The sequence below is a fragment of the Micrococcus sp. 140720015-1 genome (assembly GCF_053627595.1).
Genome location: NZ_JBSEYC010000001.1, coordinates 157,544 through 171,476 on the forward strand (window position 1 = coordinate 157,544; position 13,933 = coordinate 171,476).

At 73.6% G+C, this 13,933-nt stretch carries 12 protein-coding genes and 1 riboswitch; of the genes, 6 read left to right on the forward strand and 6 right to left on the reverse strand.

Annotation, left to right across the window (positions count from 1 at the left end):
* Positions 1 to 97: 97 nt before the first annotated feature.
* The 4 genes from ACUXPL_RS00730 to ACUXPL_RS00745 all read left to right on the forward strand — a co-directional run bounded on the left by ACUXPL_RS00730 (position 98) and on the right by ACUXPL_RS00745 (position 7,706).
* A complete protein-coding gene (locus tag ACUXPL_RS00730; protein WP_454181241.1) occupies positions 98 to 3,742 on the forward strand; it encodes a proline dehydrogenase family protein in 3,645 nt (1,214 codons plus the stop codon).
* 19 nt (positions 3,743 to 3,761) lie between these two features.
* Positions 3,762 to 4,343 carry an acyl-CoA thioesterase gene (locus ACUXPL_RS00735; RefSeq protein ID WP_454181243.1) on the forward strand — a complete coding sequence of 194 codons (582 nt, stop codon included), beginning with the start codon at positions 3,762 to 3,764 and terminating at the stop codon, positions 4,341 to 4,343.
* 31 nt (positions 4,344 to 4,374) lie between these two features.
* A complete protein-coding gene (locus ACUXPL_RS00740; RefSeq protein ID WP_454181244.1) occupies positions 4,375 to 6,369 on the forward strand; it encodes an FMN-binding glutamate synthase family protein in 1,995 nt (664 codons plus the stop codon).
* A gap of 119 nt (positions 6,370 to 6,488) precedes the next feature.
* Positions 6,489 to 7,706: an MFS transporter gene (locus ACUXPL_RS00745; protein WP_454181246.1), complete on the forward strand. Its 1,218-nt coding sequence runs from the start codon at positions 6,489 to 6,491 to the stop codon at positions 7,704 to 7,706.
* A gap of 203 nt (positions 7,707 to 7,909) precedes the next feature.
* On the opposite strand, the gene ACUXPL_RS00750 is transcribed toward ACUXPL_RS00745, so the two are convergent.
* The 3 genes from ACUXPL_RS00750 to ACUXPL_RS00760 form a co-directional block, all read right to left on the reverse strand.
* Entirely contained in the window at positions 7,910 to 8,113 is a 204-nt protein-coding gene (locus ACUXPL_RS00750; RefSeq protein ID WP_002855790.1) for a cold-shock protein, read from the reverse strand.
* Between the two features lie 237 nt (positions 8,114 to 8,350).
* Positions 8,351 to 8,875 (reverse strand): flavin reductase family protein, encoded by a 525-nt coding sequence (locus tag ACUXPL_RS00755; protein WP_180536137.1) that lies wholly within the window; start codon positions 8,873 to 8,875, stop codon positions 8,351 to 8,353.
* A gap of 73 nt (positions 8,876 to 8,948) precedes the next feature.
* Positions 8,949 to 9,068: riboswitch (SAM riboswitch) on the reverse strand.
* A 183-nt stretch (positions 9,069 to 9,251) separates the two neighbouring features.
* Positions 9,252 to 9,542 (reverse strand): hypothetical protein, encoded by a 291-nt coding sequence (locus tag ACUXPL_RS00760; protein ID WP_454181248.1) that lies wholly within the window; start codon positions 9,540 to 9,542, stop codon positions 9,252 to 9,254.
* Between ACUXPL_RS00760 and ACUXPL_RS00765 the strand changes: the two genes are divergently transcribed.
* A complete protein-coding gene (locus ACUXPL_RS00765) occupies positions 9,523 to 9,879 on the forward strand; it encodes a hypothetical protein (RefSeq protein WP_406895743.1) in 357 nt (118 codons plus the stop codon). The two genes, ACUXPL_RS00760 and ACUXPL_RS00765, sit on opposite strands and share 20 nt — an antisense overlap.
* A gap of 47 nt (positions 9,880 to 9,926) precedes the next feature.
* On the opposite strand, the gene ACUXPL_RS00770 is transcribed toward ACUXPL_RS00765, so the two are convergent.
* Both ACUXPL_RS00770 and hisD read right to left on the reverse strand, forming a co-directional pair.
* Complete coding sequence (locus tag ACUXPL_RS00770; protein ID WP_454181250.1) at positions 9,927 to 10,295, reverse strand: RNA-binding S4 domain-containing protein; 369 nt, start codon at positions 10,293 to 10,295, stop codon at positions 9,927 to 9,929.
* Positions 10,296 to 10,305: 10 nt separating this feature from the next.
* Positions 10,306 to 11,622, reverse strand: a complete 1,317-nt coding sequence (gene hisD / locus ACUXPL_RS00775; protein WP_454181252.1) for a histidinol dehydrogenase — start codon at positions 11,620 to 11,622, stop codon at positions 10,306 to 10,308.
* Positions 11,623 to 11,757: 135 nt separating this feature from the next.
* Between hisD and ACUXPL_RS00780 the strand changes: the two genes are divergently transcribed.
* Positions 11,758 to 13,335 carry a mechanosensitive ion channel family protein gene (locus ACUXPL_RS00780; protein ID WP_454181254.1) on the forward strand — a complete coding sequence of 526 codons (1,578 nt, stop codon included), beginning with the start codon at positions 11,758 to 11,760 and terminating at the stop codon, positions 13,333 to 13,335.
* 16 nt (positions 13,336 to 13,351) lie between these two features.
* Here the strand turns inward: ACUXPL_RS00780 and ACUXPL_RS00785 are convergent, their stop codons facing one another.
* Positions 13,352 to 13,888, reverse strand: coding sequence for a universal stress protein (locus ACUXPL_RS00785; protein ID WP_041102665.1), 537 nt, complete (start codon positions 13,886 to 13,888; stop codon positions 13,352 to 13,354).
* Positions 13,889 to 13,933: the final 45 nt, after the last annotated feature.

Consider the following 13,933-nt stretch of genomic DNA (forward strand, 5'->3'; position numbering starts at 1 on the left):
GCGCGGACGCGTCGAGGGGATGTCCATCGAGCATAGGCGTCGGACAGGAAACCGCGGCGGTTTGACCTGTGACCCGGCACACGTGCAGAGTGCGGCCATGACCGCGATGTTCTCCGCACAGGACCACGACGATCTCGACCGGGTCCTCGGCGCGACCGGCGGGATCCCCGACCCCGCCGACCTGCACGCCCTCGCCGACGACGCCGTCGCGCAGGTGCGGCGCTGGCTCGCCGAGTCCCGCGACCATGAGGCCGACTTCGCGGCCCGCCAGCTGGCGGGCGCCCTGAAGGAGCCGGGCGGACTCGACTTCATCGTGCGCTTCGTGGACCACGTGGTCCGCCCCGAGGACCCCGCGATCGCCGCCCGGGCGCTGCGGGAGCTCGCCGGCCGCGCCCCCGGCTTCCTGCCCCCGGCACTGCGCGCCGTCCTCGGCGTCGGCGGCCGCGCGGCCCCGCTCGTGCCGCGCATCGCCGTCCCCACGGCCCGCCGCGTGCTGCGGCACATGGTCTCCCACCTGATCGTCGACGCGCGGGACCGACAGCTCGGCAACGCCATCGCGGCCCTGCGCGACGAGCACACCCGGCTGAACATCAACCTGCTGGGCGAGGCGATCCTCGGCCAGGGCGAGGCGGACCGCCGGCTCGAGGGCATCGCCGCGCTGATCCGCCGCGACGACGTCGACTACGTGTCCGTGAAGGTCTCCGCCGCCACCGCCCCGCACGCGCCCTACGCGTTCGACGAGGCCGTCGCGGACATCACCGAGCGGCTCACCCCGCTGTTCGAGCTCGCCCGGGATCGGGACACCTTCATCAACCTGGACATGGAGGAGTACCGCGACCTCGACCTCACGCTCAACGTGTTCACCGCCCTGCTCGAGCAGCCGGGCCTGCGCGACTACGAGGCCGGCATCGTGCTGCAGGCCTACCTGCCGGACGCGCTCGCGGCCATGGTGCGCCTGCAGGAGTGGGCCGCGCGCCGCGTCGCCACCGGCGGCGCCCCGGTCAAGGTGCGCGTGGTCAAGGGCGCCAACCTGCCCATGGAGCGGATGCAGGCCTCCCTGACGGGCTGGCCGCTGGCCACGGTGGGCTCGAAGCAGGAGGCGGACACCAACTACAAGCGCGTGCTCAACTACGCGCTCACCCCGGAGCATCTGGCCCACGTGCGCATCGGCGTGGCCGGGCACAACCTCTTCGACGTCGCCCTGGCCCACCGGCTGATCGAGCGCCGCGGCCTCGACCCGGCCGCGGTGGAGTTCGAGATGCTGCTCGGCATGGCCACCGGCCAGGCCGCCGCCGTCCGGGCCGACGTCGGCGCCCTGCTGCTCTACACGCCCGTGGTGCGGCCCGAGGAGTTCGACGTGGCGATCTCCTACCTCGTGCGTCGCCTCGAGGAGGGCGCCTCCCCGGAGAACTTCATGTCCGCCGTGTTCGACCTGGACGCGGACGCGGACCTGTTCGCCCGCGAGGAGGAGCGCTTCCGCGCCTCGCTGCGCCACCTGGACGCGGCCGTGCCCCGTCCGAACCGCGTCCAGGACCGGTCCCGCGGGGAGGACGGGCCGACCCCCGCCCCCGTGGACGGCTTCGCCAACACCCCGGACACGGACCCCGCGCTGCCCGGCAACCGGGAGTGGGCCCGCCGGATCCTCACGGCCGTCCCGGGCTCGGACCTCGGGACGGACACCGTCCACGCCCACCGCGCCACCACGGCCGACGACGCCCGCGCCGCCATCGCCGCCACCGCCGACCCCGGCGCCCGCTGGGGCGCGCTCACCGGCCACGAGCGCGCCGACGCGCTGGACGCCGTCGGACGGGCCCTGCATGCCGGCCGGGCCCGGCTGCTGGAGGTGGCCGCCGCCGAGTCCGGCAAGACCCTGGACCAGGGCGACCCCGAGGTCTCCGAGGCCGTGGACTTCGCGCACTACTACGCGCGCCTGGCCCGCGGCCTGGACGCGGTGGAGGGCGCTCGCGCCGTGCCCGTCCGGCTGACCCTGGTGATCCCGCCGTGGAACTTCCCCGTGGCCATCCCGGTCGGGGGCGTCCTCGCCGCGCTCGGCGCCGGCTCGCCCGTGGTGTTCAAGCCGGCCCCGCAGTCCGAGCGGACGGGCGCGGTCGCGTGGGAGCTGATCGTGGCCGGGCTGCGGGACTCGGGCCTGTTCGACGACGGCGGCCCGCTCGCCGGGCACGACCCCGCGGACCTCGTGCGCCTGGTGACGCTGGCGGACGGGGACGAAGCGGAGGTCGGCGCGGCGCTCGTGACCGACCCGGCCGTCGAGCGGCTCATCCTCACCGGCGGCTGGGACACCGCACGGCTGTTCAAGGGGATGCGCCCCGACCTGCACCTGCTCGCCGAGACCTCCGGCAAGAACGCCGTGATCGTGACCCCGTCCGCGGATCTGGACCTGGCCACGAAGGACGTGGTCCAGTCCGCGTTCGGTCACGCCGGCCAGAAGTGCTCGGCGTCCTCCCTCGTGGTGCTCGTCGGCTCCGTGGGCACCTCCGAGCGCTTCCACCGGCAGCTGTTGGACGCCGCCTCGTCCCTGCACGTGGCGCACCCCGCGGACCCGCGCGCCGAGATGGGCCCCGTGATCGAGGCCCCCGGCGAGAAGCTGCGTCGCGGGCTCACCGAGCTCGGCCCGGGGGAGCGGTGGGCCCTGCGTCCGCGGCAGCTGGACGAGACGGGTCGCCTGTGGAGCCCGGGCATCCGCTCCGGCGTCCGCCCCGGCGCCGACGCGCACCTCACCGAGTACTTCGGCCCCGTGCTGTCCGTGATGACGGCCGAGACGCTCGAGGAGGCCATCGGGATCGTGAACGCCGTGGACTACGGCCTCACCTCCGGGCTGCACTCGCTGGACCGGGAGGAGATCGACGTGTGGCTGCGCGGCGTGCGCGCCGGCAACCTCTACGTGAACCGCGGCATCACCGGGGCCATCGTGCGCCGCCAGCCCTTCGGCGGCTGGAAGCGTTCCGTCGTCGGCCCCACCACGAAGGCCGGCGGGCCGCACTACCTGCACGGCCTCGTGGACTGGGAGGACGCGCCCACGTGGGCCGGGGGAGTGGGACGGCCCGGGTCCGAGTCCGACGGCGCGGGCGCGTCCTGGCTCGAGACCGCCCGCGCCCTCGACACCCACGCGTGGACCACCGTGTTCGGGGTGGCCACGGACGTCTCCGCGCTCGAGGCCGAGCGGAACGTGCTGCGTCACGTCCCCACCCCGGTCCTCGTGCGCCGGCACTCGGGGCCCGCCGACCACCTGCTGCGCATCGTCTCCGCCGGCCTGCGCGCCGGGGCGCCCATGACCGTGAGCCTGGGCCCGACCCCCACCGCGGAGGGGCCCGACGCGGACGGGCTCTCGGCCGAGGCCGTGCGCGGCCGGGTGGAGGAGCTGGTCCGGTCCGTCCGCACGGAGGGTGCCGGCACGTCCGCGCCGGTGGACGTCGTCGTCGAGGACGACGCCGCGTTCCACGACCGCGCCCGGCGGCTGGCCCTGGTCCCGCCCGCGGCGGAGGGCGGCGGCGACGCACGGATCCGGCTCGTCGCCGACTGGACCGGAGACCGGGAGGCGGCCGAGGCGGCGCGGAGCGCGCTCCACGCGGCGCTCGGCGACACCCCCGACGTCGCGGTCTACGCTGGCCCCGTCGTGAGCGCCGGCGAGGTGGAGCTGCTGCCGTTCCTGCACGAACAGGCCGTGTCCGTGACCGCCCACCGGTTCGGCACGCCGGACCATCTGACCGAGGGGGTCCTGTGACCCCGAGGAGGAACCTCCGATGCATCTGATCCCCCGCACCATCTGGGTCGTCGCGCGCGCCCGCCGCCGCCCGCGCGTCGGGCTCTGGGAGCCGACGACGCTGCCGATGCGCGCCCTGCCCACGGACGTGGACATCGCCCTGCACGTCAACAACGGCCAGTACTTCGGGCTGTTCGACCTCGGCCGCTTCGACGCGATGGTCCGCACCGGCCTCTGGGACGAGGTGCGCCGTCGCGACTGGACGCCCGTGGTGCAGGCCGAGCAGATCGCGTTCCGCCGCTCCGTGACCCTGGGGCAGCGGTTCGACGTGGAGACGCGGCTGATCGGCCTGGACGAGCGCGCGGTGTGGTTCGAGCAGCGCGCGGTGGTCGACGGCGACGTCGCGGTGCGCGCGTACATCTGCACGCGCCTGCGCAAGAAGGACGGCCGCCCCGTGGAGAACGACGAGGTCCGGGCGATCGCGGCGGCGGCCGGCCACGACCTCGCGGAGGAGCCGACGCTTCCGGAGTGGCTGCACGAGTGGCGGCGCAGCGTGACCCTGCCGTCGGCCCGGACGCCCCTGCCCCACACGTGGGACCTCGACACAGTGCGGCGAGGATGAAGGTTCGAGTGATATAGGGCACGATGGTCGGGTGAACAACAGACTCCTGATCGTCGCGACCCTCTCGCTGGCCGCGCTCGTCGTCGTGCTGGTGGCCGCCATCGGCGGCGGCGCGTGGTGGGTGCTGGCGGTCCTCCTGGTGGCGCTGCTCGTGCTCGCCGTGTGGGACATGACCCAGAAGCGGCATGCGATCCTCCGCAACTACCCCGTGCTCGGCCACATGCGGTACCTGCTGGAGTCGATCCGCCCCGAGATCCAGCAGTACTTCATCGAGCGCAACTTCGACGGCAAGCCGTTCGACCGGGACACCCGCTCGATCGTCTACGCCCGTGCGAAGGGACTGGACAGCCACAAGGCGTTCGGCACCGAGCGGGACACCTCGGAGATCGGCTACGAGTTCCTGTTGCACTCCACCGCCCCGGTCAACCCGCCGGAGGAGCCCCCCACGGTGCGGATCGGCGGCCCGGACTGCCGCCGGCCCGTGGACATCTCGCTGATGAACATCTCGTCCATGTCCTTCGGCTCCCTCTCCGCCAACGCCGTGATCGCCATGAACAAGGGCGCCGGCCTGGGCGGGTTCATCCACGAGACCGGCGAGGGCGGCCTCACCAAGTACCACCGCGGCAACGGCGCGGACCTGTTCTGGGAGATCGGCTCCGGCTACTTCGGCTGCCGCAACGAGGACGGCACCTTCAGCCCGGAGAAGTTCGCCGAGAAGGCGCTGCTGCCCGAGGTCAAGGGCATCACCATCAAGATCTCCCAGGGCGCGAAGCCCGGCCTGGGCGGCATGCTGCCCAAGGAGAAGATCTCCCCCGAGATCGCCGAGGCCCGCGAGATCCCGATGGACAAGGACTGCCTGTCCCCGGCGTCCCACTCCGCGTTCCGCACCCCGCGCGAGATGGTCAAGTTCATCGAGCAGCTCCGCGAGCTCTCGGACGGCAAGCCGATCGGCATCAAGTTCTGCGTGGGCTCCCGCGTGGACGTGCTGGCCATGACCAAGGCCATCTGGGAGGAGCGGATCGCCCCCGACTTCATCATCGTGGACGGCTCCGAGGGCGGCACCGGCGCCGCCCCGCTCGAGTACTCGGACCGCGTGGGCACCCCGCTGACCGAGGGCCTCATGCTCGTGCACAACGCACTCGTGGGCACCGGCCTGCGCCACATGATCAAGCTCGGCGCGGCCGGCAAGGTCGCCACCGGTTCGGACATCGTCAAGCGTCTGATCCAGGGCGCGGACTTCACCATGTCCGCCCGCGCGATGATGATGGCCACCGGGTGCATCCAGGCGCAGAAGTGCCACACGAACGAGTGCCCCGTGGGGGTGGCCACGCAGGACCCGCGTCTGATGCGCGCCATCGACGTGGAGGACAAGGGCAACCGCGTCTTCAACTACCACCGCCTGACCGTGCGCGAGGCCGTGCAGATCATGGCGTCCATGGGTCTGACGCATCCGTCCCAGCTGAACACCCGCATGCTGCGCCGCCGCGTGGACCACCTGAGCACCCGCTCGTACGCGTCCATCTACCACTGGCTGCGCACGGACGAGCTGCTCAACGACCCGCCCGCCGGCTGGGCCATGGACTGGGAGGAGGCGGACGCGGACCACTTCGGCGAGCACGCCCGCGTGGACTACCTCACCGAGCGTGACCCCGAATGGCGCTCCGAGCTGCTGATCCCGGGCCGCGAGGCGGGCGGCGCCCCCGTGCAGGGCTCGCCCATCTCCGGGACGGGCTCCACGCTGGTCGACGCCCGGCGGACCGAGTCCGTGCCGCTGACCACGTCGCCGATGCCGCGCGTCAGCTCGTTGGGTGAGGGCGAGTCGCTGTGCACGCACGGCGGCCGTCGTCGGGCCCCGCAGGACCCGGCCCCCGCCGCCACCGCCGGCGAGACGCCCACCGACGAGAACGAGGGCCTGCCGGCGGAGGCCGGCGAGCGGCCCGAGCGCCAGGACGGCGAGGAGGTCACCCGGCGGGGGACCACCGGCCGCGTGGAGGGCGAGCACCGCGGCGAGGGCCGCGTCGGCTGACCCGCCCCCGCAGTCATCCCCGCCCCTTTCGAGGCGGGAAATCCACCTCACACGACGCCCCCGGGCGCCCATGAGATGGATTTCCCGCCTCGTCGCGTGAGGGGTCGTAGCCTGGGGCCGTGACCCCGCCCGCCCCCACCGCTCGCCGCCCCTCCGCAGCCCTGCTGTGGGTGCTGCTGGCGGCGATGGGCGCCGGGCCCCTGTTCAACTACGGCGTCTCCGCGTCCTCCACGGTCGTGATGGAGCGGCTCGACGTCACCTCGGGCCAGCTCGGCACCGTGATGACGGTCGTGTTCGCGGCGGCGGCCGTCACCTCGCTCGGCCTCGGCCGGGCCGCCGACCGCCTGTCCGCCCGCGCGCAGCTGAGCATCATCTTCGGGGGCACCGCCGCGGCGCTCGTGCTCGGCGCCGTCGCCCCGTCCCTGCCCGTGCTGTACGCGGCGGCCGCCGTCGCGGGCGTCACGCAGGCCATCTCCAACCCCACCACGAACCGGATCATCCGCACCGTGGTGCCGCCGGAGAAGCGCATCGGGTGGGTCGGCGTGAAGCAGTCCGGCGTGCAGGCGGCCCAGCTGGTCGGCGGCCTGTTCTTCCCGGCCGCGTCTCTCGCCCTCGGCTGGACGGGCGCCGCGCTGGGGGCAGCGGCGCTCATCGGGGCGCTGTGGGTGCTCGCCCTGGTCGCCGCCCCGCCGCTGCCCGGGGCGCCGCCGGCCACCGGCCCCGCCGGTGGACGACGACGGCGGGACACCTCGCCCCTGCCGGCTACGGTCTGGATCTTCGCGGCGATCGCGTTCCTCACCGGCCTGGGCATGCAGGCCACGAACACGTACCTGCCGCTGTTCGCCGTCGAGACGCTGGGGATGACGCTCGTGGCCGGCGGCGCCGCTGCGGCCGTGTCCGGGGTGATCGGGGTGCTCTCCCGGATCGGGTGGAGCCGGCGGATGAGCTCCGGAGACCGGCCCACCACCCTGCTGACCGTGATCTGCCTGGGTGCCGTGGCCGGCGTCGTGGTGTTCCTCGCCGCGGACCTGCTGGACCTGCCGGCCCTGCTGTGGGTGGGCGCCGCGGTGCACGGCCTGACGGTGCTGGGCGCCAACGTGGTGATCAACGCGGGCCTGCTGAGCGAGGTGCCGGCAGAGCGGCTCGGCCGTGCGACCGGGGCGAACTCGATGGGCATGTACGCCGGCTTCGCCCTGGGCCCACTGCTGATGGGCGTGCTGCGCGACGTCACGGGCGACTACCGGGCCGGCTTCGCGGTCGTCGAGGCCGGGTATCTGCTGGCCCTGGGCGTGGTGCTGCTGCTGCGTCGCCACGTGGGCCGGCGGAACGCGGCCTGACGCGCAGGGCCAGGACGAGACCCACCGCGGAGGACCGCGCCTCAGCGACATCACCGCAGTGCTGCCCTGCGGCGATGTCGCAGCGCCGCGGTCGAACGGCGTGCGGCGGAGTGCGGGGGCGTGCAGGGCGCACGGAAGCGCACACGACGACGCCCCCGGTCTGTGCGGACCGGGGGCGTCGGAAGCCGTGCGTCAGGCGAAGATCAGAGCTTCGTCACGTTGGCGGCCTGGAGGCCCTTGGGGCCGTCCTGGGTCTCGAACTCGACGCGGTCGTTCTCCTGGAGCTCCTTGAAGCCCGAGCCCTGGATGGCGGAGAAGTGCACGAACACGTCCGCGGAGTTGTCCTCGGGGGCGATGAAGCCGTAGCCCTTCTCAGCGTTGAACCACTTGACAGTACCGACAGCCATGATGGTGTCCTTTCGATGTGCCCCGCGGTGCGGTGGCGGTGTTGGACCGCGGCCCGGATGTGGGACGCGGGTGAAGCGGCGAGACTGAACCGCTTGCCCAACACTCATCGACGCCGGCGATGCCGGGCTGACGAGCAGTGAAGATGGCGGGATACAGCTTGATCAACTTCAGGCTCCATCATTGCACGGATCTCGACGACCGGGAACCAGGGGCCCGATTGTTCACCTGGAGTTCGCTCAGAGCGCGCGCAGGCCGTGGAAGAGGTTGCGGTGCAGGGCGGCCGGGGGAGCGGTGTCCGTGTGATCCGCGAAGGCCGTCACCTCCAGCAGCACCACCGTGTGGTCGCCCGCCGGGACCTCGGCGTGCACCCGCGTCTCGAGCCAGAGCGAGGAGCCCCCGATCAGCAGGGCGTCGTGCGGGCTGCGGTGCACGTCCAGACCGGCGAAGCGGTCGCCCTCGCGGGAGGCCAGCTGACGGCACAGCGGCGTCTGGTCCGCTGCGAGCAGGGAGACGCCGATCGCCCCGGCCCGGCGCAGGCGCGGCCAGGTGCGGGAGCTGTTCTGCGCGGAGAAGGACACGAGGGCCGGCTCCCAGGAGATGCCCACGCCGAAGGAGGAGGAGACCATCACCTCGGGGACGTCGTCGGCGAGGCCCGCCAGCGCGACGACCCCGGTGGGGAAGGCCGAGAGGCCGGAGCGGAGGTTGCCGAGGGACAGATCGGTGTCCCACGTGGCGGTGTGGGGTTCGTGGGTCAGGGTCATGGCGCGCGTCCTCTTCCGATGACTGACGCGGCTCCGCAGACGGCGGGAACGCGGATCGCCCGGATCCGCGGAGACGCGGTACTTGCCCGTCGGGGTGTCCGAGGGGCCGAATCATCACCTGGAGCACCCCACTACTGCGTGAGAGGGTTGCCGTCCCGCCGGCCAGGGCCGTGAATGACGGGAACTCGTGATTCTGGGCACCAGCCTACGGAGGGGTCCGTGGGGCGGTCAAAGCGCGGCGGTCGCGCGGCGTCATGAGAGTTGCCTCAATGTGATGCTTGACACACCACACGTCCCCAGCCAGGATCATCTCACTCGAGAGGGGGGGAGCTCGAGACCGCAGCCCGCGGCCCCGCAGACGGTTCTCTGAGAGGGATCAGATCATGCGGAGGGACATCAAGAAGAAGCATTCGGCATTGTCGGCCACCGTGGTCGCCGCCGCTCTCCTCGGTGCCGCCATCTCGGGATGCTCCGCTTCCCAGGGCAGCGTCTCCTCCACCGCGAAGGCGTCCACCGCTGTGGCGTCCTCCGTCGCCCCGACGTCAGCGGCCCCCTCGGCAGCCGGGTCGGCCTCCGCCACCGGTTCGTCCGTGTCGTCACCCGCCGGCGAAGAAGCACTCCCCGCCGCGCTGTTCGAGGAGGACGGGATGACGTTGGTCGAGTACACGCGCCAGCATCCGGATGCGGACCATCTCGACCCGGAGAAGGAGTCCGTCCTGGAGGAGGCGGTCGGCACGGGCACACAGCAGATCACCGTGGACGCCCAACAGGGTGCGGTCCTTCGGGTCATCGTGCTGTGTCCTTCGGATGCCACCGGTGAGACGGAGATCCTGACCTCACGGGGTGGCGGGGGGACGAAGACCTGGATGGCTGGGTCGGAGGCGCTGTGCGGCGGCTGGTCGGCGGCGACTCCCCCTGTGGATGAGGCGGGGCCGATGACGTTCACCGTCACGGTGGACAATGACAAGCCGTTCCGGATGGTGCTGACCGCACCCTCCGCATGAGGCCATCATCACGGCGGCGGATGACGGCGCGGGGAGGACTGAGACGCTCAGCGTCGGTCGCGGCCCCGCAGCGCGTCCAGCTGCCGGCGGTCCCGCTTGGTGGGCCGGCCCGCGCCGCGCTCGCGGTACGGCACCGCGAGCAGCTCACGCGGCACGGGCGGCGGGGAGCGGTCCACGTACTGCTGCCGTGCCACGGGGGCGCCCACCCGCTTGGCGATCAGCCCCGTGACCTCGAGGATCCGCTCACGTCCGTCCTGGCGCACCCGCACCCGGTTCCCGACGACGACGGGCGTCGCCGCCTTCACGGGCTCGCCGTCGATGCGCACGTGGCCCGCGCGCACGGCCGCCGTGGCCGCCGACCGGGTCTTGTACAGCCGGACGGCCCATAGCCACGCGTCGACGCGGACGCCGCTCACGCCCGCCCCCTCACGCGAAACGGGCGCGGATCGCGGCGCCGTGCGCGGGCAGGCGCTCGTCCTCGGCCAGCACGCCGATCCCGTCCGCGACCTCCTTGAGCCCGGTCTCCGTGTAGCGGATGCGCTGCTGCAGGCGCAGGAACGTCACGGTGTTCAGACCGGAGGAATGCCGGGCCGTCCTCGAGGTGGGGAGCACGTGGTTGGACCCGGCCGAGTAGTCGCCCAGCGGCACGGGGGCGTGCGGGCCCACGAACACGGCGCCGGCGTTGCGGATGCGCCCCACGAGGGCCTCGGGGTCGCGCGTCTGGATCTCGAGGTGCTCGGTGGCGTAGCGGTCGGAGACCTCCACGGCCTGGTCCATGTCCCGCACCAGCAGCACGCCGGACTGGGGGCCGGTGAGGGCCTCGCGGATCTGGTCCTCGTGGAACGCCCCGGGCACCTGCGCCTCGATCGCCGCCTGCACGTCCCGGAGCAGGTCCTCGGAGTCCGTGATGAGCACGGAGGCGGCCAGCGGGTCGTGTTCGGACTGGCTGATCAGGTCCGAGGCCACCCAGTCGGCGCGGGCGGTGCCGTCCGCGATCACGGCGATCTCGCTCGGCCCGGCCTCGGCGTCCACGCCGATCACGCCCTGGAGCGCGCGCTTGGCGGCGGCCACGTACACGTTGCCGGGCCCCGTCACCAGGTCGACGGGCGCGCAGAGCCAGCCGCCGTCGTCGTCCTGGACGCCGTGCGCCAGCATGGCGACGGCCTGGGCGCCGCCGGCCGCGTAGACCTCGTCCACGCCCAGCAGCGCGCAGGCGGCGAGCACGGTGGGGTGGGGCAGGCCGCCGTGGTCCCGCTGCGGAGGCGAGGTCACCGCGAGGCTCCCCACGCCGGCCGCCTGCGCGGGCACCACGTTCATCACCACCGAGGAGGGGTACACGGCGCGGCCGCCGGGCACGTAGAGGCCCACGCGGCCCACGGGGATCCAGTGGTTCTCCACGACGGCGCCCTCGCCGAGCTCGACCGTGGAGTCCTGGGGGTGCTGGGCGGCGTGCACGAGCCGGGCTCGGCGGATCGACTCCTCCAGGGCGGCGCGCACCCGCGGGTCGAGCCCGGCCAGGGCGGCCTCGAGCGCCTCGCCGGGCACGCGCAGGGCGGGCGGGCGGACGCCGTCGAACCGCTCGGCCAGGTCCAGCAGGGTCTGCTCGCCGCCGTGGCGGACCTGTTCGATGATCGGGGCAACCGCCGGCACCACGGAGGACACGTCCACGTTCGCCCGCGGGATGATGCGGGACAGGTCCGCGGTGGCGGTGTCGAGCGGGCGCAGGTCGGTGACGGAGAGCACGGATTCCTCCAGGGGGGGCGGCGGCGGGCCGGCGGGACGGGGCACGACGACGGCCGGGCCCGGACCGCGCGGACGGTCAGGCTCCATTGTGCTCTTCTCCGGGGTGCGTCCGGGGGCGGGTGTCAGACTGTCGTCATGGTCTTCCCCGCGCTGCCCGCCCTCGCGACCCCGCCCCTGCTGACCGCCCTGGACCGCCTCCTGGCGGGCGAGACCGTGCCGTCCGGGGTGGAGGGGGACATCCAGGACGGGGCGGCCGCCACCACCCGGGCCTTCGGCGTGGAATGGGGGACGCTGCTGACCGTGCTGATGGCGTTCGCGATCGGCGCGGCGGTCGTGTACCTGGCCCTGCAGGTGGCACGCGTCGTGCTCGTGCGCCGCCCCGCGTTCCAGCACGGCGCCGCGCGGCTGAGCCTGCCGGCCGCCGTCGCCGCAGGCCTGCTGGCCTCCCGGATCTGGCTCGGGGTCATGGCCGAGGAGCAGACCTGGTACCGGCCGGCGTCGTTCCTGATGCTCATCGCCGTGGCCGCCGCGGGCGCGTGGGCCGCGTGGCGCCTGGTCGGCGTGATCGAGGCGGGGATCCTCGGCCGCTACCAGGAGACCGGCGTCGAGCACCGCCGCGAGCGACGCATCCGCACGCAGACCATCCTGATCCGACGCATCCTCAACGCGGTGATCGTGGTGGTGGCCGTCGCCGTCGTCCTGCTGGGGGTGCCCGAGGTGCGCTCGCTCGGGGCCGGCCTGCTCGCCTCCGCCGGTGTGATCTCCGTGATCGCCGGCCTGGCCGTGCAGTCCACGCTGACCAACGTGTTCGCCGGCTTCCAGCTCGCCTTCACGGACGCGATCCGGGTGGGCGACGTGGTGGACATGGAGGGCGTGTTCGGCACCGTCGAGGAGATCACCCTGTCCAACGTGGTGCTCAAGCTCTGGGACGGCCGCCGCATGGTCTACCCGTCCTCGCACTTCACCACCCAGCCGTTCGAGAACTGGACGCGGGTGGGCGCCGAGGTCTCCGGCGTCGTGGAGCTGGACGTGGACTGGCGCGTGCCCATGGACGCGCTGCGCGCACGACTCACCCAGCTGCTCGAGTCCACGGACCTGTGGGACGGGCGCGAGCACGCGCTGCAGGTGACCGACGCGACCGGCGGCGTCGTGCGCATCCGCGCCGTGGTCTCCGCCCGCAACTCCGGCGACCTCTGGGACCTGCGCTGCCTCGTGCGCGAGGACCTCGTGGCCTTCCTGCGCCACGAGCACCCCGAGGGCATCGTGGTGCAGCGCATGGTGGACCGACACCCCGCCCACGACGACGCGGCGCCCGCCTCCGAGGGATCCGATGCGGGGGCCCGCGGTGGCGACCGGGCGGGCGAGCCGGGCCCGGACGGCTCCGGGGTGGCGGCCCGCGAGCCGCGCCCGCGTACCGCGCCGCTGCCGCGCGTCGACGGCGCCGATCCGCGCCCGGACACCGTCACCACACCGCTGACCCGCGTGGGCGACCGCTCCGGCCTGTACACCGGCTCGATGACGGCGGTGCAGCGCAACCGCGAACTCGCCGGCCCGGGCGAGGAGGCGTTCGCCGAGCGGCGCGCCCAGCAGGCCAAGCAGGCGGCGGAGGCCGCGGCGGCGGACGAGGCCGGGCGGCGCAGCGGCGCCGGCTCCCACGCGGACGGCCTCCTCGACGACGCCGTCACGCGCCGCCGTCAGGACGACGAGGACTGAGGCCCGGCGGGAGCGCTCAGCGCTCGAGCGTCGGGTCCCCGGGATCGACGGGCGTGAGCCGACGCCGCTCGGCCATCGGCTCGGACGCGGGCAGGCCGTGGGTGCCCGGGTCCGTCTCGGCGACGTGGCTCACGGCCTCGGGCGTGTGGTCCCCGTACTGCCGGTACTCCTTCACGCACAGCACGGGCTGATCGATCTCCTGCAGCAGCTCGTCCGAGACCGATCCCATGACGAACCGGCCGAAGCCGCCGCGGCGGCGCACGCCGATGACCACGATGGACGGGTCCAGCTCCGCGGCCACGTCCTTCATCTCCTCCACCGTGGACCGGCCGCGTGCGTACTGGCGGAACTCGGCCGTCACGCCGGAGGCGTCCAGCCGGGCCTGCACGCCGCGCTGCTGCTCCTCCGTGACGAGGGACTTGGTGCGGTGCTCGCCGCCGGGGCCCGCATTGACCACCACCACGCGCTCGCCGGTGGAGCGGGCGATGTCCAGGGCGGTGTCCAGCGCGGCGTCCGCGGCCTTCGAGGGGGCGTAGCCGACGAGGATGGTCATGGGGTGCCTCCGCGGGGTCGAGGGACGGGTCTGAGGTCAGCGTAG

Bases quoted from the DNA above. Each gene is read 5' to 3' on its own strand.
- ACUXPL_RS00750 (WP_002855790.1), bottom strand. From the start codon at position 8,113: ATGGCTGTCGGTACTGTCAAGTGGTTCAACGCTGAGAAGGGCTACGGC.
- ACUXPL_RS00735 (WP_454181243.1), top strand. From the start codon at position 3,762: ATGCATCTGATCCCCCGCACCATCTGGGTCGTCGCGCGCGCCCGCCGC.
- ACUXPL_RS00765 (WP_406895743.1), top strand. From the start codon at position 9,523: ATGACGTTGGTCGAGTACACGCGCCAGCATCCGGATGCGGACCATCTC.
- ACUXPL_RS00780 (WP_454181254.1), top strand. From the start codon at position 11,758: ATGGTCTTCCCCGCGCTGCCCGCCCTCGCGACCCCGCCCCTGCTGACC.
- ACUXPL_RS00730 (WP_454181241.1), top strand. From the start codon at position 98: ATGACCGCGATGTTCTCCGCACAGGACCACGACGATCTCGACCGGGTC.
- ACUXPL_RS00785 (WP_041102665.1), bottom strand. From the start codon at position 13,888: ATGACCATCCTCGTCGGCTACGCCCCCTCGAAGGCCGCGGACGCCGCG.
- ACUXPL_RS00755 (WP_180536137.1), bottom strand. From the start codon at position 8,875: ATGACCCTGACCCACGAACCCCACACCGCCACGTGGGACACCGATCTG.